Here is a 25,717-nt window from a genome sequence, read left to right as displayed (position 1 = left end):
GCTCAGTTTCTCTTGTAGCGGATCGTATCGAAGCGCGCCGACAGCGCATCGTAGAGCAGCAGCCGGCCGACCAGCGGTTCGCCGATGCCGGTGATCAGCTTGATCGCTTCCATCGCCTGCAGCGTGCCCACGACGCCGGTCAGCGCGCCAACGACGCCGGCAACGGCGCAGGACGGCACCAGCCCTTCAGGCGGTGCCTCGGGGAACAGATCGCGATAGCCTGGGTTCGGCCTGCCGTCGGCGCCGGTCGCGAACGGCATCAAGACGGTTACCGAGCCGTCAAAGCGGCCGACCGCCGCATGCACCAGCGGCCGCTTCTCCGCCGCGCAGGCATCGGCCACGACATAGCGCGTCTCGAAATTGTCGGAGCCGTCGACGACGATGTCGTAGCGTGCAATGAGAGCAGCGGCGTTGTCGGCCGTCAGCCTGAAATCGTGCAGTTCCACCGCGACGTGGGGATTGATCCGGGCGATCGCCGCCTTGGCGCTGCCGGTCTTTGCCGTGCCGATCGTGTCGGTGGCGTGGATCACCTGCCGTTGCAGGTTGGACAGCGAAACGGTGTCATCGTCGACGATGCCGAGCGTACCGACGCCGGCGGCGGCGAGATATTCCAACACTGGCGCGCCGAGCCCGCCGGCGCCTATCACCAGTACACGCGCCCGCTTCAGCCTCTGCTGGCCGGCGCCGCCGATTTCCGGCAGCACAATGTGGCGCGCATAGCGCTCGAGCTCTTCGTCGGTGAGGGCGGCAGTCATTGCCGGAGCATATAGCGGTGGGAAAATCTTGTCAGGAGCCTTCGGTTGGCCCAACCGTGCCGTGGACGACCGTCAGGAACTGCGCGCGTCCCCTGAGGCTGGAAAACAACGCCGCGTCGGTTCCGGTCATGAAGGCCTGGCAGTTCAGCTCTTCCAGGATTGAGAACAGTGCGGCGCGCCGGCCGGCGTCGAGATGGGCGGCGATCTCGTCGAGCAGCAGGATCGGCGTCATCCCCGACATCTCGCCCGTAAGCCTCGCATGCGACAGCACGATGCCGACCAGCAGCGCCTTCTGCTCGCCGGTCGAGCAGAGTTCGGCCGGCATCGCCTTCGGGCGGTGGCGCACGAGGAGATCGGAACGGTGCGGGCCGTCCAGCGTGCGTCCGGCGGCGCGATCGCGCTCCCGGCCATCGGCGAGGGCGGCGCGATAGCGTTCCTCGACATCCACGGCGGGTGCTGTGGCGACGTCGCTTTCGAGATCTCCGGAGAGGCTGATATCAGCTAGCGGAAACGGCCCGCTGCTGGGCAGCCTGTCGATCATGGCGGCGAGCAGGCGCACCAGTTCGGCACGCGCCGCGGCGATCGCCACACCGGTCTCTGCCATCTGCATCTCGATGGCGTCGAACCAAGCGCCGTCGCGCGAGCCTTCCGTAAGCAATCGGTTACGACCGCGCATCGCCTTCTCATAGTCGAGCGCCCGCTGGCCGTGGCCGGGATCGATCGCCAGCACCAGCCGGTCGAGAAAGCGCCGCCGGTCTGCGGCCGGACCGGGAAACAGGCCGTCCATGGCCGGCGTCAGCCAGACGACGCGCAGCCACTCCAGCATGGCATCGGCCGAGCGCGCCGGCGCACCATTGATGCGCACCTTGCGGCCGCCCTCGCCGGTGGCCTCGCCACCGGTGACACCGGTGCCGATCTCGACCTGTCCCTCAGGCCCGTCTAGCCTTGCATGCAGCGCAAAACCGCCATCGCCACCTTCGCGCGCGACGTCGGCATAGGGCGCGCGGCGCAGGCCGCGACCGGGCGTCAGCAGGGATATGGCTTCCAGGAGATTGGTCTTGCCGGCGCCATTGTCGCCGGAAAACACCACGGCGCCCGGGGAAAAGTCGATCGAGAGCGCCGCATAGTTGCGGAAATTAGTAAGTGTTAGCTTACTTATGTGGTTTTGCTCGCGCAACCGCTATCCGCCTGTAGAAGTCGCCGCAATCGTCGCGCCGAAGGTTTGCCGCAGCGCGGCTACACCCGCATCGGCATCAGCACGTAGAGCGCGGTCTCGTCGGCCATGTCGTGGATCAGCGTTGGCGAACCGGCATCGGCCAGCATGAACTTCGCTTCCGTGCCGGTCAGCTGGGCGGCGACGTCGAGCAGATACTTCGCATTGAAGCCGATCTCGATCGGGTCGGACGAATAGTCGGCGGCCAGTTCTTCGGTGGCGCTGCCCGAATCCGGATTGTTGACGGCCAGCGTGACCTGGCCCTCGGCGATCGAAAGCTTCACCGCGCGGCCGCGTTCGGAGGAAATCGTCGAGACGCGATCGACAGCGGCGGCAAAGCTCTGGCGGTCGATGATCAGCTTCTTGTCGTTGCCGGTCGGGATGACGCGCTGATAGTCGGGGAAGGTGCCGTCGATCAGCTTCGAGGTCAAAACCACGCTGCCGATGGTGAAGCGGATCTTGGTGTCGGACAATTCGGTGGTGACAGCGACATCCGGATCGTCGACCAGCTTCTGCAGTTCGCTGACCGTCTTGCGCGGAATGATGATGCCCGGCATGCCTTCGGAACCAGCCGGGGCGTCGATTTCGGCGCGCGCCAGGCGATGGCCGTCGGTTGCCACTGAACGGAGCTTCAGCTTGCCGCCGGCTTCATGCGTGTGCAGGTAGATGCCGTTCAGATAGTAGCGCGTCTCCTCGGTGGAGATGGCGAACTGGGTCTTCTCGATCAGGCCTCTCAAGGCGACGGAATCGAGCCGGAAGATATGCGAGAAGGATCCGGCCGAAAGCTCGGGAAAATCGGACTGCGGCAGGCACTGAAGGCGAAAGCTCGAGCGGCCTGACGTCACCGTCATGGCATTGCCGTCCTCGTCGGTCTTCAGCATCACTTCGGCGCCGTCGGCCAGTTTTCGCACGATGTCGTAGAGCAGGTGCGCGGGAACCGTCGTCGCCCCGCCGCGCTCGACCTTTGCGGGTGTCGCCTCGGTCACTTCGAGGTCGAGGTCGGTGGCTTTCATTTCAAGGCTGGCGCCCTCGGCGCTGAGCAGCACGTTCGACAGGATCGGTATGGTATTGCGCCGCTCGACCACGCGATGAACGTGGTTGAGCGACTTCAGGAGATTGGACCGTTCCAGGATAACACGCATGACGAAACAGGCTCGCTTGAATGAATGGACGGGTCACCAGTGGGCGGCGCCCCGCGAAAGGTCTGAACAGGCTCAGAATCTATGCAAACTGACAGGAAAAAGCCAGCAAACGCAAGTCCGGGCCACCGGTTCGCGCCGGTTAAGCGGGCTTTCTGGGGATAAAGCGGACGTTGGCCGGCAACCGATGCATGTCGCCGAAAACTGCGCAGCGGTTTTGGGACAACGACATGCATCAAAACAAGAAAATTTAAAGCGCGACGACCGTTTGCCGCGCCGATCAGGCTTGGTCGTTGATCAGCCTGCGCAACAGTTCCAGTTCCTGCGCCAGCGTGTTGTCGACGCCGGAAAGGTCCTCGATCTTGCGCACCGCATGCAGCACCGTGGTGTGGTCGCGCCCGCCGAACCGCCGGCCGATCTCCGGCAGCGAGCGCGGCGTCAATACCTTCGACAGGTACATGGCGACCTGCCTGGGCTTCACGATGGTGCGCGTGCGCCGGTTGGACAGCAACTCGGTCTTCGACACATTGTAGTGGCGCGCCACGATGCGCTGGATGTCCTCGATGCGCACCCGCTTCGGCTCGCCAGAGCGATAGATGTGCCCCAGGATCTCGTCGATGCGGTCGATGGTGATCGCCGGCTCGAACGACTGACGAAACAGCAGTTGGTTGAACGCGCCTTCCAGCTCACGCCCGCTGCCGGTGACGGTACGGGCGACATGGTTGAGGATCTCCTCCGAAATATTGAGCGACGCATCGTCGACTTTGGCCGTGGCAAGCCGCAGCTTGAGCATGCCGATGCGCATGGCGAAGTCCGGCGCCGACATTTCCAGCGCGACACCGCCATTGAGGCGCGAGCGCACCCGCGGTTCCAGCGATTCCAGTTCCGACGGCGGCCGGTCGGCGGCAACCACCACTTGCTTGGCGCTGTCGAGCAGCATGTTGATGAGATGGCAGAATTCGTGCTGGATCGACTTGCCCTGCAGGAACTGCATGTCGTCGATGATCAAGAGGTCGATGTCGCGCAGCTGTTCCTTCAGCGTCAGCGCATTGTTGTCGCGGATCGCGGTGGCGAAGCGCCACATGAAATATTCGGCCGTCAGATAGACGACGCGCGATTTCGGGTTCTGTTTCAGGGATTCGGCCGCAATCGCCTGCAAAAGGTGCGTCTTGCCGAGCCCGACGGTTGCATGAAGGAACAGCGGGTTGAAGCGCACCGCGCTCGACTGCGATTCCGCCACGGCTTTGGCTGCGGCGAAAGCCACCCGGTTCGACGGGCCTTCGATGAAGGAGCCGAACGTGTAGCGCGGGTCGAGCGGCGACCCCAGCACATTGTGCCGGAATTCGCTCTCGATCGGCGTGCCGGGACGAGGGGCGGGCGCCCGCTCCATCCTGCCGGGGCCGACCGTGCCGGCCGCCAATGCGGTCTGCGTATGCTTGGTCATCTTGCGCGCCGGCACGACCTCGGGTTCGACGCCATTGCGGGCCGGACGGGTCGCGGTGCGCACGACCATCTCGATCTTGAGGATTTCGGGATCCTCGTGCTTCCACAGATCGGCGATGAGATCGAGATAATGGCCATTGATCCACGAGCGCAGGAAGGCCGTGGGCACCGAGATGCGTACAATGCCCCGGGAAGCCTCAGCCACCTTCATACGGCCGAACCAGCTCGAATAGACCTCGGTTCCCAGGCGCGCCTTCAACTGGGCCTTGACCCGGTCGAACTTCTGTTCCGCGTCGTTGGAAGCCGCCATATCGTGCGCTCCGATCAATGTTCCGGGAAATGGCAGGTCGCCTGTAAGCTCCCGCTCGATGCCGCTCTGCATGATTGTGCGTCCCTTTTCCTTTGTACCTTTTTTCCGCCGGGAGTGCGCCTCCTGCACCCATGTTTCCGGCGACCGTATCTTCGCTACAACACCACCGCCGCCGCCGGCGGATGACGTTGCCTCGCCAGAATGGGATCGGTCCCGGCTGCTTAAGGCCAGTCCGTCTGACATGTTCGGGCAAAGCGGTGCTACCCGGCGAAAACGCCGGTGCGCCATCAAGCTGCCATGTACAATTACGCCAGTCCCCTATCGTATCGAAAAGGCAAGCCATACCCGTTCGCGGAATTGATCCACGTCATGAATTCTGCCACTGTTAGCTGGCCGATTCAGGCTGGGTTAAGGGCTAATGGCCCGTCCCTTTCGATAGATCGACATTACCGAAATCGCTGTGGATAGGGCAAGGCCACCTCTAACGGATTTTTAAGGAATCTGGTTAGTGAACAACGGTTCGGGCTCCGTGCTGGAAGCGCATATTTTGACAAAGCCATTGGGATTCAAACCCTTTTGCCGCGAATATGAAAATGGCTGTGCGGTTTGAAATTTTCTGAAATAATTCGCTTGACACCAACTTGCTGCCTATCGCCCACAGGCGATGTGAACAAGCTGTGGATCACTTCCAGCAAGTCGTTGAAAAATATCAGCAATTTGTGACAGCCAAATTTATTGGCGTGGGCCGTTTCGGCGGATTGGAATATCAGTGGGAGTGTATGTGCCGGCAAAGCATTCCAGACTCTGGAATGCGGCTCGGGCGTGCTTTGCGGCCGTTCTTTTTAAGTGCCGGCAAACGAAAAAACCCGGCGCGATTGGCCGGGTTTGAAAGAACGACAGTTCAGGAACGGTCGATCAGGCCGACAGCACCTTGAGGCGGTGAGCCAGACGCGACACCTTGCGCGATGCCGTATTCTTATGGATCACGCCCTTGGTCGCGGCGCGCATCAATTCCGGCTCTGCGGTCTTGAAGGCTTCCAGCGCGGCTGCCTTGTCGCCGGCAGCCAGTGCCTCTTCGACCTGGCGGACATATGTACGCACGCGCGAGCGGCGGTTCTTGTTGATCGCTGCGCGGCGGGCGATCTTGCGCGTTGCCTTTTTGGCCGAGGAGGTATTGGCCATGATGCCTCTCTTCTGATCTGGTGGGCGCATGCGGGATGCCGCAGGGCGCAAAAAACAAACGGGCAGCCAACGGCCGCCTCGGTTGGAGCGGCTTATAGTTCAGCTTTTCCGGCGCGTCAACGCCGCTTTGGCTTCTTTTTGGTCCTCGCCGCCGCCACTCTAGCGATTGGTGAAATTCGGCTTCCGCTTCTCGGCAAAGGCGGCCATCCCTTCCTTCTGGTCGTCGAGCGCAAACAGCGAGTGGAACAGCCGGCGTTCGAAGCGCAGTCCCTCCGCCAGCGTCGTCTCGTAGGCGCGGTTGACTGCCTCCTTGGCCATCATCACCGATGGCAGCGAAAACTCTGATATCCTGGCCGCGGCCTTCATCGCCTCCTCGATCAACTCGCCGGCCGGCACGACGCGCGACGCCAGGCCGCTGCGCTCGGCTTCGGCGGCATCCATCATCCGTCCGGTCAGGCACATGTCCATGGCCTTCGACTTGCCGACAAAGCGGGTCAGCCGTTGCGACCCGCCCATGCCAGGAATGACGCCGAGCGTGATTTCGGGCTGGCCGAATTTCGCCGTGTCGGCGGCAATGATGAAATCGCACATCATCGCCAGTTCGCAGCCGCCGCCCAGTGCATAGCCGGCGACCGCCGCGATCATCGGCTTGCGGGTGCGGGTAAACTCTTCCCAGCCGACGAAGAAATCCTGCACATAGGCCTCCGCGTAGGTGACGGCCTGCATTTCCTTGATGTCGGCGCCCGCCGCAAAAGCCTTCTCGGAACCGGTGATGACCATGGCGCCGATGCCGGGATCGGCGTCGAACCCCTTTGCCGCCGTCAGCAAATCCGCCAGCACCTGCGCGTTCAGCGCGTTCAGCGCCTTGGGCCGGTTCAGCGTGATCAGGCCGACCTTGCCGCGCGTCTCGACGATGATGGTTTCATAGCTCATGGGCTGGCCTCCTGGTTGCGGCACTGAAGGACCGTCTAGCTTACCGCTGGCAGGTCCGGCAATAAAAGGTCGAGCGGCCGCTTTGCACGATGCGCTCGATGTGGCCGCGACAGCCGGGCGTCGGACAGGGCTCGCCTTCGCGATCGTAGACCGCGAAGGAATGCTGGAAATAGCCCAGCGACCCGTCTGTGTGCACATAGTCGCGCAGCGAAGACCCGCCGGCGGCGATCGCATCGGCGATCACCGAACGGATTGCCTCGGCCAGTCGTTCGCTCTGTTCCTTGGCCTTCTTGCTGGTCCCGGCGATGGTGCCTGCCTCGCGCAATGGCGACAGGCCGGCGCGCCACAGCGCTTCCGACACATAGATATTGCCGAGCCCGGCAATCAGCTTCTGGTCGAGCAGCGCCGCCTTCAACGGCGATCTGCGGCCCTTCAGCAGCGAGGCGAGCAGGGCGCCTTCCAGCGCATTGCCGGTCGGCTCGACGCCCAGTCCCGCCAGCATCGGATGCGCCTCGGCCAGGCCTTCCGCAAACAGCATGAAGCCGAAGCGACGCGGGTCGTTGAAGACCACGCGAGACTGGACGCCGACAGGCGACAAGACATGGAACACCACATGGTCGTGCTTGGCTTTCTTCGAGCGCTCTTGATGGAACGTGCCGGGCGTCTCTTTGTCATCGGCGGTCTCGATGCGGAACGAGCCCGACATGCCGAGATGGCAGATCAGCACCGGGCCACCGTCCAGGTGTATGGTGAGATATTTGGCGCGGCGGCCAAGCGCGGTGACGGTCTTGCCGGTCAGCCGCAGCGCAAATTTCGCCGGAAACGGAAATCTGAGATCGGGCCGGCGCGCCTCGACGCGCACGATGCGCGCGCTTTCCAGAACCGGCTGCAGCCCGCGCCGGACCGTTTCGACCTCGGGCAGTTCAGGCATGGCCGCCTATCGCTGCATGGAAGGAAGCGCCGTGGCGGCCGCGCGCCAGCTTGAGGTGTTCGGCGACCGTCTCGCCGATATCGGCGAAGGTGGTCCTGAGCCCGATGTCGCCGCCCGTGAGACCTGGTGCGGTGCCGATGACCGGGACGCGTTCGCGCGTGTGGTCGGTGCCACGCCATGTCGGATCGTTGCCATGGTCGGCGGTGAGGATGAGCAGATCGCCCGGCTTCAGCTTTGCCAGTGCCTCCGGTAGCCGGCGGTCGAAGGCTTCGAGCGCCGCAGCATAGCCGGCGACGTCGCGGCGATGGCCGAACTCGGTGTCGAAGTCGACGAAATTGGCGAACACCAGGTCGCCGTCGCCGGCATCGTCCATCGCGCCCAGCGCCTTGTCGAACATTGCCATGTTGCCGGGCGCCTTGCGTACTTCCGAGATACCGCGGTGGGCGAAGATGTCGCCGATCTTGCCGACCGCGATCACCCGGCTGCCGCGCCCGGTCAAGCGGTCGAGCAGCGTCGGCTCAGGCGGCGGCACGGCGTAGTCATGGCGGTTGTAGGTGCGCTCGAACGTGGCTGATGTTTCGCCCAGGAAAGGCCGTGCGATCACCCGTCCGATTTTCAGCGGATCGACCAGCCGGCGTACCGTCTTGCAGAACTCGTAGAGCCGCTCCAGGCCGAAATGAACTTCGTGCGCTGCTATCTGCAGGACGGAATCGACCGAGGTGTAGCAGATCGGCTGGCCGGTGCGGATATGCTCCTCGCCGAAGCGCTCGATGATCTCCGTGCCGGGTGCATGGCAGTTGCCGAGGATGCCCGGCACCTTACCCTCGCGGATCATCGCTTCGGTCAGTTCGGCAGGGAAGGCGGGCACCCTATCCGGGAAATAGCCCCAGTCGAACCGCACGGGCAGCCCGGCGATTTCCCAGTGACCCGACGGCGTATCCTTGCCGCTCGAAATTTCCTGCGCGGCGCCGTGGAAAGCGGAGGCTGAAACAGCGGTTTTGCTGTCGAATTGGAAGCCGGTTGCGGTTTCTGCTGCGCGGCCGAGACCGAGCGAAACCATGGTGGGCACCTTCAGCGGTCCCTCGCGCAGGCCCTCGCGATCGGCGCGGGCTTCCGCGCAGGCCAGCGCGATATGTCCGAACGTGTTCGAGCCGGCGTCGCCATAGCGTTCGGCATCGGCGGCGCCGCCAATGCCGAAAGAATCGAGAACGAAGAGGAAAGCGCGTGACATCGGTGCCGTCATTGCCAGTCTGGTTGACCAGACATAAGGTCCCGTCGCGGCATTGGCAAATCGTAAACCAGGCGGCAACGGCCTGACGCGATGGTCGCGAGGTCGGGCAGGCGCGCTGTACGCATCCTTGAGACATGCGATGCGCTTCAAGGAAACGGTGTGCGGGGCATGGATCGATGAGACGGGCTGACCTCGGTTGGAGTGCACTGGCGACCACTGTAGCGCTCCTGGCCTCGCAGCTCGCCGCGCACGCCGACTGGCGCGACCAGATCGGCACGTTTCGCATCGGCATCGTTGCCGACCCGGGCGCCGGCAACACGGTTCCGGGTCTGGCCTTGCTGACTGACGCCTACGGCAAGGCGCTCGGCATGAAGGTGGAATTCGTCGTCGCGCATGACTATGCGGCGCTGATAGAGGCACAGGCCAATGGCCGGATTCAGTACGCGGTCTATTCGGCGACCGCCTACGCCACCGCCTCGGAGCGCTGCGCCTGCGTCGAACCTCTTGTGGCGCCGGTCGATGCCGACGGTGCCACGGGCATCCGCTCCGTGCTTTTGACGCGCGACGGCAGGCTTTCCGATCTCGCGGCCCTGGAAACGCACCGCATCGCCATGGCGCCGTCCGGCAATGTCGGCGGTTCGCTTCTACCGCTCGCCGGGCTGGCGGCCGACGGCATCAAGATCAGCCAGAATGCGCCATTCCTCGCTCATGCCGGCTCGGCTGCTGCCGCAGAAGCGATGCTGGTCGATGGCCAGGCCGATGCCGTGTTCGGCTGGGAGCGGGCCACGGCGGAAAACCGGACGGGGATTGCTGGCGATCAGCCGGCTGATCCGGACGGCACGGCGGCGCGACTGGAGGCGGCGGGCATTCCAGAAGCCGCGCTCCAGATCATCTGGACCTCCGGCGTGCTCAGATACGGCCCTCACGCCGTCCGCAGCGATCTCGACCCCGAAGCCAAACGCCGACTGACCGTCTTCCTCACCAATCTCAGATCGCAGTCGCCGGAAGTCTACGATTTCGTGGAATCGAGACATTCGGGAGGGTTCGCGCTCGCCGCTGCGAGTGACTATGCGATGGCCGCTTCCATCGTGCGCCTGGTGTCAGCCAGCACCGACAGCAGCGCGCAATGAACCGGGTTGAATGGGTAGAACTGCTTCAGCAATTGCTGCAGGGGATCGACGTGGCCCGGCGCGGCCTGAGATAGTAGGTTTCGCTCATCGTTATCTTGCCTTCGTTGAAGGCCGAGATAAATCCGAGCGGCTTTTCGGAGCCTTCCGACCAGGAGATGATCGGTTGGTATGCTAGAGTGGTTTTGACACGAATGAGGAAAGTCCCCGCAACATTGAGCGTCGCCGGGACGGTGGTGGAAGTTGTCGGGTTGGAGTCGCGGCCAGTCTTCCCATCCAGCACGCTCCAGGACCACGCCACCTTTGCTTGCGGTGTCGGATTGTTCGGGTCGGTTCTGATGTCGATTGCCGTAATGGAGATGTTGGCGACCGAGCGGTTGTAAGGCTGAAGGCTGGAGTTTCCGATCTTCATGATGTCGGTGAGATCTGCGTTGACCACCGACGTCTGCTGCGTGACGAGGTCGGCAACCATGGAGCTGATGCGGCTGACCTTCTTGCTGGCCTCGATGGCTTGCGAGGCCTCCATGGTAATGAAATACATGATCAGCAAGACAGGCACGATGAGGGCAAACTCGACGGCCGCTATGCCGCGCCGATCGGAAAAAAACCGCGCCGCTCTCTTCCAGCTAACCGACATCCCCGGATGTGCCCCCGCACGAAACATGCACTTTTCCTTTTGCTTACACGTGCAATTTCAGTTGTCGAATGGCTCGTTCTGCCACGTTGTCGTCGCGTAATGCAGAGTCTTGCCGCCATCCATATTCGACATGTATTGAGCCATGAAATCGGTCATGACCGGCCAAGGGTAAAAGACCCGCAGCATGTTTTTTGATTCTGCCGGACCTATTGTAGGGGTCCCGAAAGCCGGGTCCTTGCCTGTATCCGGATCCTTGCCCGTCAGCGTGATGGTCGAGCCGGAAATCGTGAAACCCGCACTGGCTGCCCCGGCAAAGGTCTTGAACGGGCGCAGATCCACCAGCAAACCGGGGCAACCCTTCGCGACAATGATCTCGAGTCTGGCGCAGACCAAGCCCTTCAGCTTCTCTTCCGTCACATCGGCTTGCCTCAACTGGCCAGTACGCAACTGACGGGCGATATCATCGGTGATGTTGGCCATCACCTCCTGTCCGGCAAATGAAACGCAGCTCTCGAGGATGGCGAAGACGAGAGCCGCAAACGGTAACGCAAGCATCGCGAATTCTATCGCCGTGCTGCCGCGCCGATCACGAAGGAAACGACGGGCAAACGTCACGCGCCCTGCCTTGGCCTTGCAGATCTCGCGTTCTGAATCCTCGTCCAAAACGTCGCCCATATCCCGTTCCTGCCGATCCTGATGCGGTGCCGTCAGCACCACTATCAAGAACCCATTTAGCTCCGGTTTGAATGACCGTTAAATTCGACCAGGCGACATTAACCGGCCGCTAACCGACGCGGCTTTCCCGAGACAATCGAGCCAACTGAGGCGCTTACTGCCCAGCGCTCATCTCGGCTTCGGACGACTTTTCCGAGTCGCTCTTGTACGAGCTTTCGCAATAGGGCGTGCAGGACATGGTCTGTACCGAGGCGCGCCTGTAGATACGCACGGACGACGCGTCCTGGCGCACCACGGTCACCTGCTCGTCGACGATCGGGCTGCCATCGTGGTCGAGGACAACCAGATTGGTGACGCCGAACCCCTTGCCAGTCAGTACGATCGTCGATGCATCCTGGACGGAGGCGTCGGCAATCGCCGGATTGCCGACGACTATCGTGTCGGCGGGGCGTGTCAGTTTGACGATCTTGGCCTGATTCATCGTCACTTCGATGCCGGCTCCGGCCTTGGCCGGCAGCACAAAAGCCGGGACGGCGAGAAGCGCGACAAGCAGGAATGACGATTTCATGGCAGTCATCAAGGCGCTCCACGGCGGCAAAACTTGTTCAAAGAAACATGAAGGAGATTGGTGAACCAACGGTTAAACCCTTGACCGGCGCCGGGGTATTCGCACCAATCCTGCTGCCAGCTAATATAACAATGCATCCTGCCGATAGCCGTGAAATTACAGCTCTTCACGGGCAGGCGAGCTACTGTCCAGCGTTTAGTTTACGGTTAACCACGCAAGCTGTTCGGAGCGGGAAAGGAATCGGTAAGGCTGTTTATTAAGCCGATTGAAAGAGCTTCTCCGTAGATTGGCAGCATCCGATCAACCACCACAGAAGTTGACGGAAGTGCTGTAACACGTGGAGTAGGAGCTCTCGAATGTCTAATCTCATCGCACGTTTCGCGAAGGACGAATCCGGCGCGACCGCTATCGAATACGGTCTGATCGCCGCTCTCATCGCGCTTGCCATCATGGTTGGCGCTGGTCAGCTCGGCAATGCCCTGAACGCCAAGTTCACGACCATCGCGGATTGCGTGAAGGATCCGACGAACGCTGCTTGTAAGTAATGATCTAGCATCCTGTTTCGACGGGTAGACTGGAAGGGCCGCCTCGCTGGCGGCCCTTTTGTCTTTTGAAGATCGTTTGGCTTTGGTCTTGCTGCGCCGCTTAGCGTGCTGACATTTCCCAGGATTTGGCCCGGATGAGCAGAACTCACCAATCCTTAACCCAAGCCGCCTAACCTGCAGCCATCGTTGCCTTTCCAACCATGAGAGACCGATGCTCAACGCACTGATCTTCGTTGTCTTTCCGTTTTGCATGCTTTTTGCGGCGATCTCCGACGCGCTGTCGATGACAATCTCCAATCGGGTGCCGGCGCTGCTTGTGGCCGTCTTTGCCGTGGTTGCGCCACTGACGGGTATGGACTGGGCAACTTACGGCTGGCATTTCGCCGCCGGCGGCCTGGTGCTGGCCGTGACTTTCGGTCTGTTTGCGCTCGGCGGCATGGGCGGAGGCGATGCCAAGCTTTTGGCAGCCACGTCCATCTGGATGGGGCTCAACATTCACCTTGTCAATTACCTCGTCGCTTCGACGTTCATCGGTGGCATGCTGACGCTCGCCATTCTCTTCTATCGGAAATCGCCGCTGGCGACCTACACCAGTCACAATCCGGTCCTGCGCCATTTCGCCGACGAGATGAATGGCGTTCCCTATGGCATCGCACTCGGCATTGGCGGGCTGCTGACCTATCCCGATTCGCCCTTGATGGAATGGGCATTGGCAAGGTTGGCGACCTGATGTAGCGAACCTCCTCTGCCCTTTCGGCATCGATCCTGAAGAGGCGGCTTAGCCGCCTTTTTCATTTGTTGGAGCATGGTCGTGTAATTATGTAAACCTTGAATTAATCACGATCGTAAGCATTGTATTAACCTTGTTTTGACGATTGCCGCTGCAAAGTCCGGCCTGGCTAGGTGGTTGCCTAAAGGCGAGGGTTCGGACAGATGCCAGCATCCCGACTGATCATTCTGGGCGTGGCGGTGGCCGCGGCGGGTGGTGCAGGTTATGTTGCCAAGAATATGGTGGCGGTCCCGCCCCAGCAGGTCGTCGTCGATGCCCCGCAGGCGCCGGCCATCGCCTTGCAGGATGTGCTCGTGCTTTCCGGCGACGTGCCTATGGGAAGCCCGCTTGAAAACAATCTCAGCTGGGAGTCCTGGCCGTCCGATGGCATCAATGCGAATTTCATCACCCGTGCCGCCGAACCCGAAGCGCGGGAGAAGCTGAAGGGCTCCGTCGCCCGCATGGCGATGTACACCGGTGAGCCGCTGCGGCGCTCCAAGCTGATCGGCGAGGGGCAGAGCTTCATGTCTTCGATCCTGCCCACCGGCATGCGTGCCGTCGCCACCGCGATCTCGGCCGACACGTCGGCAGGCGGCTTTATCCTGCCTAACGATTTTGTCGACGTCATCATGACCCGCAGATCCGACACCGGCAACGCCGGTAGCGGATTCACCACCGAGACCATCCTCAAGAACATCCGCGTCCTGGCGATCGATCAGACCATCCAGGAGGACGAGGAAGGCAAGAAGACCAGGGTCGGACAGACGGCGACGCTGGAGCTGACGCCGCAGCAGGCCGAGATCATCACCGTCGCCCAGCAGATGGCCGATCGCCTGACGCTGGCGCTGCGCTCGATCACCGACAACAAGGAAAAGGGTACCGATGAAGCCGACTACCTCGTTTCCGGCAATGGGCGACGCGGAACGGTGCGGTTGATCAAATCGGGCGAAGTTTCCGAAGTAGGGGCAAGGAAATGAGGTTAGTCGCTAGACTGCCGGTCACCACGGCTGCGGCCATCGGCCTGCTTTTTCTCGGAGCCCATGCAAGTGGCCTTGTCTACGCCAAGGCCGCCGGAAAGAGCGTCGGGGTCACGGCCTCGTCGGCCACGCAACGTGTCAAGCTTGGCCTCAACAAATCGGTGGTCATCGATCTGCCGAGCGACGCCTACGACATCCTGGTCGCCAACCCCGCGGTCGCCGATGCGGTGACCCGCACCGCAAGGCGGATCTATCTGTTCGGCAAGTCGGTGGGCGAAACCAACATCTTCGTCTTCGGTCCCAATGGCAAGCAGATCGCCAGCCTGGATCTGGCCGTCGAACGCGACGTCGCCGGATTGGAAGATTATCTCAAGCGCTTCCTTCCGAATGCCGAGATCAAGGTCGAGTTGCTGAACGACAACGTCGTCCTGACCGGGACGGTGGACACGCCGCTCGATGCCAAGCGCGCCGTCGATCTGGCAACCATCTTCGTGTCCGGCGGTGAAGCGACGACCGGTCAGTATTCGCAGACCGCGGCGGGCGGCAATGCCAATGGCGGCGTCGACATCAACAATCCGGATGCCGAACGCCGGGTCTCGAAGATCGTCAACCTGCTGCAGATCATCGGCGACGACCAGGTGACGCTGAAGGTGACCGTGGCCGAAGTCAGCCGCTCGGTGATGAAGCAGCTCGGCGTCAACATGGTTGGCAAAGGCAGCTCCAACGGCATCAGCTTCAATGCGACCAGTGACACCTTCCCCGGCCTAGGCAAGCCGTTGTCGAGTTCGGGGGTCAATTTCGCCACCTCGGCTCTGCAGGGCTACATCACTGCGATGGAGCAGTCCGGCGTCATGAAAACGCTGGCCGAGCCTACTTTGACGGCCGTCTCCGGCGAGAAGGCGACCTTCAGGGTCGGCGGCGAGTACAATATGGTCAGCGCCGTTACAAACGCCAAGTCGGACGCCAATCAGAATGCCGACAGGGTTTGGACGGCTCAGAAAATCGAATACGGCATCGGCCTGGAATTTCAGCCTGTGGTGCTGTCGCCCGGTCGCATCAGCCTGAAGGTCAGGACGTCGGTTTCTGAACCGACCACCGAAGGCGCGGTCTCTTTCGGAGACACCAACGTCATATCGCTGCGCAAACGTTTGGCCGACACGACCGTGGAACTGCCTTCGGGTGGATCGATGATGATAGCCGGCCTCGTCCGCGACGACGTCAGGCAGGCGGTTAACGGCTTGCCCGGACTGACCAAGATCCCGGTGCTCGGCACGCTGTTCCGCAGCCGCGATTTCGTCCGCAACGAAAGCGAGTTGGTCATCATCATCACGCCTTATCTGGTGCGGCCGGTGGCGCGCAACGACCTGGCCAAGCCGGATGACAATTTCAACGCCGCTGGCGATGGCCCGGCCATGTTCCTTGGCCGCGTCAACCGCGTCTACGGCACCATGCAGACAGACAAGCCCAACGGCCGCTACCACGGCGTTGTCGGCTTCATCTACAAGTAAGCGGGGAGCGGACATGTCTCAGTCAGCATCGAAGGCAATGGCGGTCGCCGCGACAGTGCGGTCCGGCCGTGCCCGGATCAGCCGATCGGCAATGCCGATCCTGGCGATCGCGATCGCCGCCTCGCTCGCCGGTTGCGCCAAGCGCGACAGCATCACGGTTGGGGCGATTCCCGATGATTATCGCACCACGCATCCGATCGTGATTGCCGAGAAGAACCAGAAGCTGGACCTCCCGGTCGGCGCCGGCGATCGCGGCATGACCGGCTCGCAGCGCGACACGCTTCTGGGCTTCCTTGACGGCTACGACAGGAGCGCTGCCCCGGCGCTGACGATCGCAATCCCGATCGGCTCGGCCAATGAGGTGGCGGCGACTGCCGCGGCGCGCGATTTCGCCAGGCTGGCGGTTGCCGGCGGCATCAAGCGAAACCGGATCGTGGTGACCTCCTACCAGTCGGTTTCCCCAGAAGCCTCGGCGCCTATCCGCGTTTCCTATATTTCGGTGAGAGCCCAGACCGACAAATGCGGGCGCTGGCCCGAAGACATCCTCGCAACCTCCGAAAACAAGCACTACGCCGATTACGGCTGCTCCTCTCAAAACAACCTCGCTGCGCAACTCGCCAATCCGGCCGATCTGCTCGGGCCAAGAAAGTCGTCCGATATCGACGCCGAGAACCGCGGCGCGGTGATCGACGTCTATCGCGGCAGAGGTATTTCGGACGAGTTCCTCGGCAGTTCGGAAGTGACGTATTAGGAGCGCCGGTCCCGCGTAGAGCCGGAACGAGAAGTTACGGAAAAGAGCATGACGATGAGCAATCTTGCCTACGACACGCCCGGAGACGGCGGCGACAGCTCCCAATCGGATGTTGCAGCGATGCAGGCGCTGCGGCCGGTGCCGCGTATTTCTATCCAGGCATTTTGCGAGACGGAAGGTGTCGCGCATCCGGTGGAGCGGGCCGGCGAGGATCGCCGCATGGCCAAGGCGCATCTGAAAGTGCATATGGGCGGCATCGCCACGGCGATCGAATTCTATCAATCGGCGCCGACGCCGAACCTCATCCTGCTGGAATCGCGCAGCGAACCGAAGCAATTGCTGGAGCAGCTTGCCCAGCTTTCAGAATATTGCGATCCCTCCTCCAAAGTCGTGGTGATCGGCCACTACAACGATGTCGGTCTCTACCGCGAACTCATTCGCTTCGGTATTTCCGAATATGTCATCGCACCGGTGTCGATGGCCGATATCGTCTCCGTGGTGTCATCGATCTTCGTCGATCCGGAAGCCGAGCCGATCGGCCGCTCGATCGCCTTCATCGGCGCCAAGGGCGGCGTCGGCTCCTCGACCATCGCCCACAATGTAGCGTGGGCGATGTCATCGCTGTTCAAGTCGGAAGTGGTCGTCGCCGATCTCGACCTGGCTTTCGGGACGGCCAACATAAATTTCGACCAGGACCCTGCGCAAGGCATCGCCGAAGCCGTATTTTCGCCCGAACGCGTCGACGAGGTCTATCTCGACCGTCTGCTTGCCCAGTGCGCCGAACATCTGTCGCTGCTCGCCGCGCCCTCTACACTGGAACGTGTCTATGATTTCGATCCCGATGCCTTCACGCAACTCATCGATACCGCCCAGCGCAGCGTGCCGCTGCTGGTGCTCGACGTCCCCCATATCTGGACGGGCTGGACCAAGAACACACTGATCAAGGCCGACGAGATCGTCATCACGGCGACGCCGGAACTGGCCAATCTGCGCAACACCAAGAACCTGGTCGATATGCTGACGAGGCTTCGCCCGAACGATCCGCCGCCGAAGCTGATCATCAACCAGGCCGGCGTGCCGAAACGGCCCGAGATTTCCGCTTCCGACTTCGCCGAGCCGCTCAGCCTCACGCCGATGTCGGTCATCGCCTTCGACCCGTTGTTGTTTGGAAATGCCGCCAACAACGGCCGCATGCTGGGCGAGATGGATGCCAGGAGCTCGGTCGTCGGCATGATCAACGAAATCGCGCATGTCCTGACCGGTCGCAGCGAAATCAAGGCCAGGAAGAAGGCAGGCCTTGGCGGCCTGCTCGGCAAGCTCTCGCGTAACAAGAAATGACGCTCCCCTCCAAATCAAGAAGTAGAGCATGATGTCGTTCGAAAACCGCTTCGGCATCATGTTCTGGACGGAATTGGTAGTCGATCATGTTTGGTAAAAGAGGCTCCGACGACGGCGGCCGGTTCACCCCGGAGTTCCGTCAGCCAGCACCGGCGCCAGCGGCGCCGGCCACTGCAGCGCCTGCGGACATGGCGGTACTTGCCCGGCCCGCGGCAGCGCCGCCTGGAGCGCCGGGAACACCGCCAACTCGCCGTGCCGTTGAGGCGCCGTCGATGGCGCCGGAGCCGCCAAAAAAGATCCAGCGCGAAAAAAGTGAAACCTACTACGACACCAAGAGCCAGGTCTTCTCCGCGCTCATCGACACCATTGACCTGTCGCAACTCGCCAAGCTCGATCCCGAGAGCGCGCGCGAGGAAATCCGCGACATCGTCAACGACATCATCGCCATCAAAAATTTCGCAATGTCGATTGCCGAGCAGGAAGAGTTGCTCGAGGACATCTGCAACGATGTGCTGGGCTACGGCCCGCTGGAGCCGCTGCTCGCCCGCGACGATATCGCCGACATCATGGTCAACGGCTCCAAGAACGTCTACATCGAAGTCAACGGCAAGGTCGAGCAGACCGGCATCCGCTTCCGCGACAATCAGCAGCTGCTCAACATCTGCCAGCGTATCGTCAGCCAGGTTGGCCGCCGCGTCGACGAATCGAGCCCGATCTGCGACGCCCGCCTACCCGACGGCTCCCGCGTCAACGTTATCGCCCCGCCGCTCTCCATCGACGGCACCGCGCTCACCATCCGCAAGTTCAAGAAGGACAAGCTGACGCTCGATCAGCTGGTCAAGTTCGGCGCCATCTCGCCGCAGGGCGCCGAGATTCTCAAGATCATCGGCCGCGTCCGCTGCAACATCGTCATCTCCGGCGGTACCGGCTCTGGCAAGACGACGCTGCTCAACTGCCTGACCAACTATATCGACCGCGAGGAACGCGTCATCACCTGCGAAGACTCGGCCGAACTGCAACTGCAGCAGCCGCACGTGGTGCGTCTCGAAACCCGCCCGCCCAATCTCGAGGGCGAAGGCGAGGTGACAATGCGCGACCTGGTCAAGAACTGCCTCCGCATGCGGCCCGAACGCATCATCGTCGGCGAAGTGCGCGGACCGGAGGTTTTCGACCTGCTGCAGGCGATGAACACCGGCCATGACGGGTCGATGGGAACGATCCACTCCAACAGCCCGCGCGAATGCCTGAACCGTATCGAATCGATGATCGCCATGGGCGGCTATTCGCTGCCGCAGAAGACCGTGCGTGAAATCGTCGTCGGCTCCATCGATGTCATCATCCAGGCAGCACGCCTTCGCGACGGCTCGCGCCGCATCACCCACATCACCGAGGTGATCGGCATGGAAGGCGACGTCATCATCACGCAGGATATCGTGCTCTACAACATCAAGGGCGAGGACTCGAATGGAAGGCTGCTTGGCGAGCACGTGTCGACCGGCATCGGCCGTCCGCATTTCTGGGATCGCGCCCGCTACTATGGCGAGGAACAGCGCCTCGCCAATGCGCTGGAATCGATGGAGAAACGCGCTGACTGACGCATATCGAGGTTGGAAGCAATTCCAGGAAAAGTGTGAAGCGGTTTTCCCGGGAAAAGCGCGTAGCGCTTTCCCTTGGGAATTGCGTCAAAACAAAGCGATAGCGCATATCGCCGTTTCCTTGAAACGGCGATATGCGCCGGGGACCGAGGTCGATGTTCGGAATTGACACCACCGTACTGGCGTTCATCGTGCTCGCCGGCTTCAGCGCCGGTGCGGTCGCCTATGCCTTCCTGTTCACCAAGATGAGCAACGAGAAGCAGGCCGGCAAGCGGCTCGAGACGATCAAGGCCGCCGAGACCGATCGTTCGGTCGTCAAGGCTTCGCGCGACCGTGTCGCGGAGGCGGTCAAGCGGCGTAAATCTGTCCAGGACACGCTGAAACAGCTCGACGAAAAGCAGAAAACCAACGAACTCGCCGTCAAGAAGCCGCCGTTGAAGGCCCAGATTCGTCAGGCCGGCATGCAGGTCTCGATCGAGCGTTTCTATATCTACTCCGTCATTTGCGGGATCGCGCTGACGGTGCTTGCCTATCTCGCCGGCGCGCCGCTTCTGGTCCTGCCGGGCGCGCTGCTGGCGGGGGCGCTCGGCCTGCCGCGCTGGTTCGTCTCGTTTCGCCGCGCGCGCCGGGTCAAGGCGTTCCTCAACGAATTTCCCAACGCCCTCGACATCATCGTGCGCGCCGTCAAATCCGGCCTGCCGCTCAACGACGCCATTCGCCTGATCGCCAGTGAATCGCCGGAGCCGGTCAAGACCGAGTTCCGCCGGATTGTCGATTCACAGCAGATTGGCATGTCCATCCCCGATGCCACCTTGCGCATGGCTGAAACCATGCCGTGCAGCGAGGCAAGCTTCTTCGGCATCGTTATCCAGATCCAGTCACAGGCCGGCGGTAATCTCTCCGAGGCGCTTGGCAACCTGTCGCGCGTGCTTCGCGATCGCAAGAAGATGAAGGCCAAGGTCCAGGCGCTTTCCATGGAAGCCAAGGCGTCGGCCGTCATCATCGGCGCGCTGCCTTTTGTCGTCGCCCTTCTCGTCTATCTGTCGAGCCCGAACTACATCATGCCGCTGTTCACCACCAGCACCGGCAATCTGATCCTCGGCTGTTCCGGCGTCTGGATGTCGATCGGCATTCTGGTGATGCGCAAGATGATGAACTTTGAAGTTTAGGCCGACCTTGGAAAGCTCGAAACGAAAAGACTGAAAACGAATGACCGACCAAGTCGTAAAATCGCTGACCGATCCTGCCTTCCTGATAGCGTTGCTGGTTGGCATTGCGGTGTTCGCGACCGTCTTCACGGTGCTGCCGGCCCTTGGTGGCAATCAGCTCAAGACTCGCATGAGATCGGTGGCGCTGGAGCGTGACGAATTGCGCGCCAAGCAGCGCGCGCGGCTTGCCAATGAAGCCGATCGTCGCCGCAAGGGGCTGCGCGAAGAGCAGTCGATCGGCATGCGCAACATCGTCGACAGGCTGGACCTGCGGCGTGCGTTGGCCGATGAAGGCACGTTGCAGAAGCTCAAGGTGGCGGGCTTTCGTGGCCAGAACCCGCTGACCCGCTTCCTGTTCTTCCGCCTGATCCTGCCTTTTGTCGGTTTCGCGCTGGCAGCGATCTATCTGTTCGTGCTCGGCGGACTGCCTGACCGGCCGGCCTTCGTGAAACTGTTCGTCTGCATCCTTGTCGCCTACGCCGGTTTCTACGCGCCGATCCTTTACGTCAACAATCGTGCCGCCAAGCGCAAGCAGTCGATCCAGGCGGCGTGGCCGGATGCGCTCGACCTGATGCTGATCTGCGTCGAATCGGGCATGTCGGTCGAGGCTGCCTTGCGCAAGGTCTCCGAGGAGATCGGTTCGCAGTCGGTGGCGCTGGCGGAGGAATTCGTGCTGACCAACGCCGAACTCTCTTATCTGCAGGAGCGCAAGCAGGCTTATGAAAACCTCTCGGCTCGTACCGGCCTGGAGTCGGTGAAGTCAGTGTCCCAGGCGCTGGTCCAGGCCGAACGCTACGGCACACCCGTGGCGCACGCATTGCGCGTGCTGGCCTCGGAAAGCCGTGACATGCGCATGAATGCCGCCGAGAAGAAGGCCGCCGCCCTGCCGCCGAAGCTTACCGTGCCGATGATCCTGTTCTTCCTGCCGGTTTTGTTCGCTATCATTCTGGGCCCGGCCGGCATTCAGGTCAGTCAGCGCGGCATCTTCGGCGACCAGCACAATTCCTCAAGCCAGTAGGCCTCGGTTGCAGCCGTACAAAAGAGCCGCACTGCCAATGCAGTGCGGCTCTTGGTTTTCAGCGTTGATGCGTGGACGGATTTGCGCTGTGCGGAGCCGGCGCCCATGCGGCGCTCAGTTGGTCGCCGGCTTTGCCTTGTCCTGATCCTTGAGCTGACTCCAGGCGTTCTGCTGGGCAAGCATCTGGCGAAGATAGGCTACATTGGCTTGCGCCTGTTCGGGTGAAAGCTCCTGCGACGCGATCTTCTCGGCCTCGTCGAAGCGGCCCTGCAGTCCCACGACCAGCGCAAGGTTCTGGCGCACCCGGCTGTCGGCATTCGGTTGCTGGGCTGCCGAGCGCATATAGGTCTCGGCGGTGCGCAGATCGCCTTCCAGCACATAGGACATACCGAGATTGGAAAGGATCGAGGGTTCGTTCGGCTTTAGGTCCAGCGCCTTGCGGTAGTTCTGGCGCGCTTCATCCTTCTGGCCAAGCTGGTCGAGAATGGCGGCCTCGGCCGACATCAGCCGCCAGTCCGGATATTCCGGCGTCTGCGCCCGGCGCACGGCGTCGAGCGCCGGCTCGAACTGGCCGTTGGCGGCCAGCGCCTTGCCGTAGGCGGCAAGCACGTCGCGATCCTTGGGGTAGGCGATCGCCAGCTTGCGCATCACGGCAAGCGACTGGTCGGCATCGCCGTCCATCTGGAGCGCCGCCGCAAAATTTGTCGCCAGCCGCTTGTCGTTGGGGTTCTTTGCGTAGGATTCGCCCAGCCGCCCGGTCGCCCCGTGCAACTCGCTGGCCGACATGGTTTCCAGCGGTTTGCCGCTGGTGCGCCCGATCGAGCCGGTCGTGAGCTTGCTGGTTCCGCACCCGGCAACACCGGCCGCCAGCGCCATCAGCAGTGCCGTGGTGACCAACCGTTTGCCCGTGACGTTCATCCTGCGGTTGGTGGGCATCGGCACGGGGCTCTCCATTCCTGCGCGTGGCCATTCACGTGGCCATCTTCATCCCCGCAGAAATATTCTGTTAACCCTAACGGACAGTTAAAAAGTGAGCCGTCGGATCGGTGAACGGCCCGCCGGAAGCCTTTGGCCTGGCAGTCCCATGCCGGCCCCTGTGCATAGATGTTGAAATCATCCGACGTCCCTGTCACTTGACTGAGGACGACCTGCAAGCCTCCCGGAGACCATCGAATGCCCGTCGAACTCATCGAGACACTAAACACTGCCCTGCCGGTCCATCTGGTCGCGAGGGATGGACTGGAGGCCTTGGGGCTTTCGCCTTCCATGACCGCATGGGCGGCCGCCAACGGCTTTTCCGGCGAAGCCGGTAGGACGCTCGCCGTCCCCGGCGACAACGGTTCCCTTGCCGGCGCCTTGTTCGGCGTCGGTGATGGCGAGGGCGCGCTGGCCGTCGGCATGCTGGCGAGAGCCTTGCCGGAAGGCGACTGGCATTTTGCCGCCGCTCCAGCCGAGCCGGAACTCGCGGCCATAGGCTTGGTGCTCGGCGGTTACGTCTTCACTCGCTACGGAAAGAAATCAGGCAAGACGCTGCGTTTTGCGCTGCCGCTCGGCGTAGATGCAGGACGTGTCCGGCGCATCGCCGACGGCGTCTTCCTGGCGCGCGACCTCGTCAACACGCCGACCAGCGACATGGGACCGGACGAGTTGGAGAAGGCCGTGCGGACCCTGGCGGCCACTCACGAGGCCGAGGTATCGGTGATCAAGGGCGATGATCTCCTGAAGCAGAATTTCCCGATGATCCATGCGGTCGGCCGGGCCTCGGTCGGAGCGCCGCGCCTGATCGACATGGTTTGGGGACCGGAAGGCGCGCCGAAGGTGACGCTGGTCGGCAAGGGTGTCTGTTTCGACACTGGCGGCCTCGACATCAAGCCGTCCTCGGGCATGCTCTTGATGAAGAAGGATATGGGCGGCGCCGCCAATGTGCTGGGCCTGGCCTCGATGATCATGGCTGCCGGGCTGAAGGTGCGGCTGCGCGTCCTGATCCCGGCGGTCGAGAATTCGATTGCCGGCAACGCTTTCCGGCCTGGAGATGTACTGACCAGCCGCAAGGGCATTACCGTCGAGATCGGCAACACCGACGCCGAAGGGCGGTTGGTGCTGGCCGACGCGCTGGCGCTGGCCGATGACGAGGAGCCGGAACTGCTGATCGACATGGCGACGCTGACCGGGGCAGCGCGTGTCGCGCTCGGGCCCGATCTGCCGCCTTTCTACACTGGCGACGAAGCGCTGGCGTCCGAACTGGCTGCGGCCTCCATGGCCGTCGAGGATCCGTTGTGGCGCATGCCGTTGTGGCGGCCCTATGACGCCAGGCTGGCGTCGAAGATCGCCGACATCAACAACGTCACCACCGACGGCTTCGCCGGTTCGGTCACCGCGGCGCTTTTCCTCAAGCGCTTTGTCGAACGGACAACGGGCTGGGCGCACTTCGACATCTTCGCCTGGAACCCGTCCGATCGCCCCTACGGACCCGCCGGCGGCGAGGCGCAAGGCATCCGTGCACTGGAGCGGGTCATTTCGAGGCGCTATGCCTGACGCCCTGAGACGGCCACCAAAACTGAAACGGAACCGAAACAATTTGCCGTCATGCTCGGGCGATGTCGATTTCGATGCGTCCGAGCCAGGCGATGCGGCTGTGGCAGCAGGTGATGCTGTCGCAGGTGCGCGCCGGCGCGCCAGATCTCACCATGCGCCAGACGGCGATCCTGTTCACCATCTATCTCGACCCGCCGCCGCACACGGTGCGCGGTCTAGCCGCCCGCCTCAATGTTACCAAGCCGGTTATCACCCGCGCCCTCGACACGATGGGTGCGCTGAAACTGGTGTCACGCCATCGCGACGAGCTCGACAAGCGCAATGTGCTGATCCGGCGCACGGTCGAAGGCGCGCTCTTTGTCGAGCGCTTCGGGGATGGTATCGTTGCCAGGGCTCATGAACTGCCCATCTGATCAATCCATGAATTAGAACGAGTACCGATTTGACTGCCAGGGATGCCCGCCTCCACGCCTTCCGTTCCGACCTCGCCGATGCAAGGCTGAAAGGGGAGGTTTCGGCCGATCGCTTCGTCACCGGCCGTCGGGCTCGGATCACGGCCTCCGTGGCTGACGTGCGCAAGGCACCGCGCCCGGATGCCGGCGTCAACACGCAGGTACTGTTCGGCGACGATGTGCTTGTCTTCGAGGAAGCCGAGGGATGGGCCTGGGTCCAGGCCGAACGTGACGGCTATGTCGGCTACGTCGGCGCCACCATGCTGGGCGCACCCGAGCATGCGCCAACCCACATCGTCACGGCGCCGCGCACTTTTCTCTATCCAGGCCCGGATCTGCGCTTTCCGATCAGCGGGCAATTGTCGATGGGCTCGACGGTGACGGTGAGGGGCGCTGCCGAAACGCGCGGCACGCACTATGCGCTGTTGCCTTCCGGCGAGGCGCTGATCGCCGGCCATGTGCGCCCGGTCAGCGATATCGCCGCCGACTATGTCTCGGTCGCCGAGATGTTTATCGGCACGCCCTATCTCTGGGGCGGCACCTCCGGCTTCGGCATCGACTGTTCTGGCCTCGTGCAACTGGCCATGCGCATGGCCGGCCGCAATGTGCTTCGAGATTCCGACATGCAGGCGGCAGGCCTGGGCGAGCCGCTCGATCCGGGATCCGATTATGCCGGGCTAAAACGCGGTGACCTCGTGTTCTGGAAGGGGCATGTCGCCGTTATGGCCGACGCCGAGACCATGATCCACGCCAACGGCCACACCATGCTGGTCTCGCGCGAAGGGCTGAAGGATGCGGTTGATCGGATTGGGTATCTCTATGGCGGGCCGACTGGGTTTCGGCGGCCTTAGCGCCTCTTCCTTCGCCCCGTTCACGG

General features: G+C 62.3%; 25 protein-coding genes. 13 read left to right on the top strand and 12 right to left on the bottom strand.

Features of this window, described 5'->3' with window-relative positions; all coding sequences use genetic code 11:
* Positions 1 to 2 precede the first annotated feature (2 nt).
* The 8 genes from NKH22_RS04125 to NKH22_RS04090 form a co-directional block, all read right to left on the bottom strand.
* Entirely contained in the window at positions 3 to 755 is a 753-nt protein-coding gene (locus NKH22_RS04125) for a molybdopterin-synthase adenylyltransferase MoeB (protein ID WP_023692571.1), read from the bottom strand.
* A 31-nt stretch (positions 756 to 786) separates the two neighbouring features.
* Entirely contained in the window at positions 787 to 1,932 is a 1,146-nt protein-coding gene (recF, locus tag NKH22_RS04120) for a DNA replication/repair protein RecF (RefSeq protein ID WP_023692570.1), read from the bottom strand.
* A 59-nt stretch (positions 1,933 to 1,991) separates the two neighbouring features.
* Positions 1,992 to 3,110 carry a DNA polymerase III subunit beta gene (dnaN, locus tag NKH22_RS04115; protein ID WP_023692569.1) on the bottom strand — a complete coding sequence of 373 codons (1,119 nt, stop codon included), beginning with the start codon at positions 3,108 to 3,110 and terminating at the stop codon, positions 1,992 to 1,994.
* Positions 3,111 to 3,387: 277 nt separating this feature from the next.
* Positions 3,388 to 4,932 (bottom strand): chromosomal replication initiator protein DnaA, encoded by a 1,545-nt coding sequence (gene dnaA, locus NKH22_RS04110; protein WP_031198220.1) that lies wholly within the window; start codon positions 4,930 to 4,932, stop codon positions 3,388 to 3,390.
* A gap of 843 nt (positions 4,933 to 5,775) precedes the next feature.
* Positions 5,776 to 6,042, bottom strand: coding sequence for a 30S ribosomal protein S20 (gene rpsT / locus NKH22_RS04105; RefSeq protein ID WP_023681995.1), 267 nt, complete (start codon positions 6,040 to 6,042; stop codon positions 5,776 to 5,778).
* A gap of 159 nt (positions 6,043 to 6,201) precedes the next feature.
* Positions 6,202 to 6,975, bottom strand: coding sequence for an enoyl-CoA hydratase (locus tag NKH22_RS04100; RefSeq protein ID WP_023745278.1), 774 nt, complete (start codon positions 6,973 to 6,975; stop codon positions 6,202 to 6,204).
* Positions 6,976 to 7,015: 40 nt separating this feature from the next.
* Positions 7,016 to 7,906 (bottom strand): bifunctional DNA-formamidopyrimidine glycosylase/DNA-(apurinic or apyrimidinic site) lyase, encoded by an 891-nt coding sequence (mutM, locus tag NKH22_RS04095; RefSeq protein ID WP_023821534.1) that lies wholly within the window; start codon positions 7,904 to 7,906, stop codon positions 7,016 to 7,018.
* Positions 7,899 to 9,137, bottom strand: a complete 1,239-nt coding sequence (locus NKH22_RS04090) for a phosphopentomutase (RefSeq protein WP_023821535.1) — start codon at positions 9,135 to 9,137, stop codon at positions 7,899 to 7,901. The genes mutM and NKH22_RS04090 overlap by 8 nt, the downstream gene beginning before the upstream one ends.
* A gap of 176 nt (positions 9,138 to 9,313) precedes the next feature.
* Between NKH22_RS04090 and NKH22_RS04085 the strand changes: the two genes are divergently transcribed.
* Positions 9,314 to 10,267: a PhnD/SsuA/transferrin family substrate-binding protein gene (locus NKH22_RS04085; RefSeq protein WP_023821536.1), complete on the top strand. Its 954-nt coding sequence runs from the start codon at positions 9,314 to 9,316 to the stop codon at positions 10,265 to 10,267.
* A gap of 25 nt (positions 10,268 to 10,292) precedes the next feature.
* On the opposite strand, the gene NKH22_RS04080 is transcribed toward NKH22_RS04085, so the two are convergent.
* The 3 genes from NKH22_RS04080 to NKH22_RS04070 all read right to left on the bottom strand — a co-directional run bounded on the left by NKH22_RS04080 (position 10,293) and on the right by NKH22_RS04070 (position 12,153).
* Complete coding sequence (locus NKH22_RS04080; protein ID WP_023821537.1) at positions 10,293 to 10,928, bottom strand: TadE/TadG family type IV pilus assembly protein; 636 nt, start codon at positions 10,926 to 10,928, stop codon at positions 10,293 to 10,295.
* Positions 10,929 to 10,958: 30 nt separating this feature from the next.
* Positions 10,959 to 11,576: a TadE/TadG family type IV pilus assembly protein gene (locus tag NKH22_RS04075; protein WP_050587055.1), complete on the bottom strand. Its 618-nt coding sequence runs from the start codon at positions 11,574 to 11,576 to the stop codon at positions 10,959 to 10,961.
* Positions 11,577 to 11,730: 154 nt separating this feature from the next.
* A complete protein-coding gene (locus NKH22_RS04070; protein WP_023681988.1) occupies positions 11,731 to 12,153 on the bottom strand; it encodes a pilus assembly protein N-terminal domain-containing protein in 423 nt (140 codons plus the stop codon).
* A 347-nt stretch (positions 12,154 to 12,500) separates the two neighbouring features.
* On the opposite strand from NKH22_RS04070, the gene NKH22_RS04065 reads away from it, so the two are divergent.
* The 9 genes from NKH22_RS04065 to NKH22_RS04025 all read left to right on the top strand — a co-directional run bounded on the left by NKH22_RS04065 (position 12,501) and on the right by NKH22_RS04025 (position 21,853).
* A complete protein-coding gene (locus tag NKH22_RS04065; protein ID WP_023688723.1) occupies positions 12,501 to 12,689 on the top strand; it encodes a Flp family type IVb pilin in 189 nt (62 codons plus the stop codon).
* Positions 12,690 to 12,900: 211 nt separating this feature from the next.
* Positions 12,901 to 13,419 (top strand): A24 family peptidase, encoded by a 519-nt coding sequence (locus tag NKH22_RS04060; protein WP_023699481.1) that lies wholly within the window; start codon positions 12,901 to 12,903, stop codon positions 13,417 to 13,419.
* Positions 13,420 to 13,622: 203 nt separating this feature from the next.
* A complete protein-coding gene (gene cpaB / locus NKH22_RS04055) occupies positions 13,623 to 14,435 on the top strand; it encodes a Flp pilus assembly protein CpaB (protein ID WP_023688721.1) in 813 nt (270 codons plus the stop codon).
* Entirely contained in the window at positions 14,432 to 15,943 is a 1,512-nt protein-coding gene (locus tag NKH22_RS04050; RefSeq protein ID WP_023726848.1) for a type II and III secretion system protein family protein, read from the top strand. Before cpaB ends, NKH22_RS04050 begins: the two co-directional genes overlap by 4 nt.
* 13 nt (positions 15,944 to 15,956) lie before the next feature.
* The gene (locus tag NKH22_RS04045) at positions 15,957 to 16,694 is read left to right on the top strand and encodes a CpaD family pilus assembly protein (protein WP_352597476.1); all 738 of its coding nucleotides are present in this window, start codon (positions 15,957 to 15,959) and stop codon (positions 16,692 to 16,694) included.
* Between the two features lie 54 nt (positions 16,695 to 16,748).
* Positions 16,749 to 18,032 (top strand): CpaE/TadZ family protein, encoded by a 1,284-nt coding sequence (locus NKH22_RS04040; protein ID WP_352805263.1) that lies wholly within the window; start codon positions 16,749 to 16,751, stop codon positions 18,030 to 18,032.
* An 86-nt stretch (positions 18,033 to 18,118) separates the two neighbouring features.
* Positions 18,119 to 19,627 carry a TadA family conjugal transfer-associated ATPase gene (locus tag NKH22_RS04035; protein WP_352805194.1) on the top strand — a complete coding sequence of 503 codons (1,509 nt, stop codon included), beginning with the start codon at positions 18,119 to 18,121 and terminating at the stop codon, positions 19,625 to 19,627.
* A gap of 155 nt (positions 19,628 to 19,782) precedes the next feature.
* On the top strand, positions 19,783 to 20,796 hold the full coding sequence (locus tag NKH22_RS04030; protein WP_023669592.1) for a type II secretion system F family protein: 1,014 nt from the start codon (positions 19,783 to 19,785) through the stop codon (positions 20,794 to 20,796).
* A 40-nt stretch (positions 20,797 to 20,836) separates the two neighbouring features.
* Positions 20,837 to 21,853 (top strand): type II secretion system F family protein, encoded by a 1,017-nt coding sequence (locus NKH22_RS04025; protein ID WP_023696714.1) that lies wholly within the window; start codon positions 20,837 to 20,839, stop codon positions 21,851 to 21,853.
* A gap of 114 nt (positions 21,854 to 21,967) precedes the next feature.
* Here the strand turns inward: NKH22_RS04025 and NKH22_RS04020 are convergent, their stop codons facing one another.
* Positions 21,968 to 22,789, bottom strand: a complete 822-nt coding sequence (locus tag NKH22_RS04020) for a tetratricopeptide repeat protein (protein ID WP_023669594.1) — start codon at positions 22,787 to 22,789, stop codon at positions 21,968 to 21,970.
* Positions 22,790 to 23,026: 237 nt separating this feature from the next.
* Here NKH22_RS04020 and NKH22_RS04015 point away from each other — a divergent pair, with 237 nt between their 5' ends.
* The 3 genes from NKH22_RS04015 (at position 23,027) to NKH22_RS04005 (ending at position 25,691) form a co-directional block, all read left to right on the top strand.
* Complete coding sequence (locus tag NKH22_RS04015) at positions 23,027 to 24,388, top strand: leucyl aminopeptidase family protein (protein ID WP_352909004.1); 1,362 nt, start codon at positions 23,027 to 23,029, stop codon at positions 24,386 to 24,388.
* A gap of 62 nt (positions 24,389 to 24,450) precedes the next feature.
* Entirely contained in the window at positions 24,451 to 24,801 is a 351-nt protein-coding gene (locus NKH22_RS04010) for a MarR family winged helix-turn-helix transcriptional regulator (RefSeq protein WP_023669596.1), read from the top strand.
* Positions 24,802 to 24,830: 29 nt separating this feature from the next.
* Positions 24,831 to 25,691, top strand: coding sequence for a C40 family peptidase (locus NKH22_RS04005; RefSeq protein WP_023688713.1), 861 nt, complete (start codon positions 24,831 to 24,833; stop codon positions 25,689 to 25,691).
* Positions 25,692 to 25,717: the final 26 nt, after the last annotated feature.

This window comes from Mesorhizobium sp. M1252 (assembly GCF_040318265.1).
Lineage (GTDB): Bacteria > Pseudomonadota > Alphaproteobacteria > Rhizobiales > Rhizobiaceae > Mesorhizobium.
Note: the sequence above shows the minus strand (reverse complement) of the source record. Positions and strands in the feature narration are given on the sequence as shown.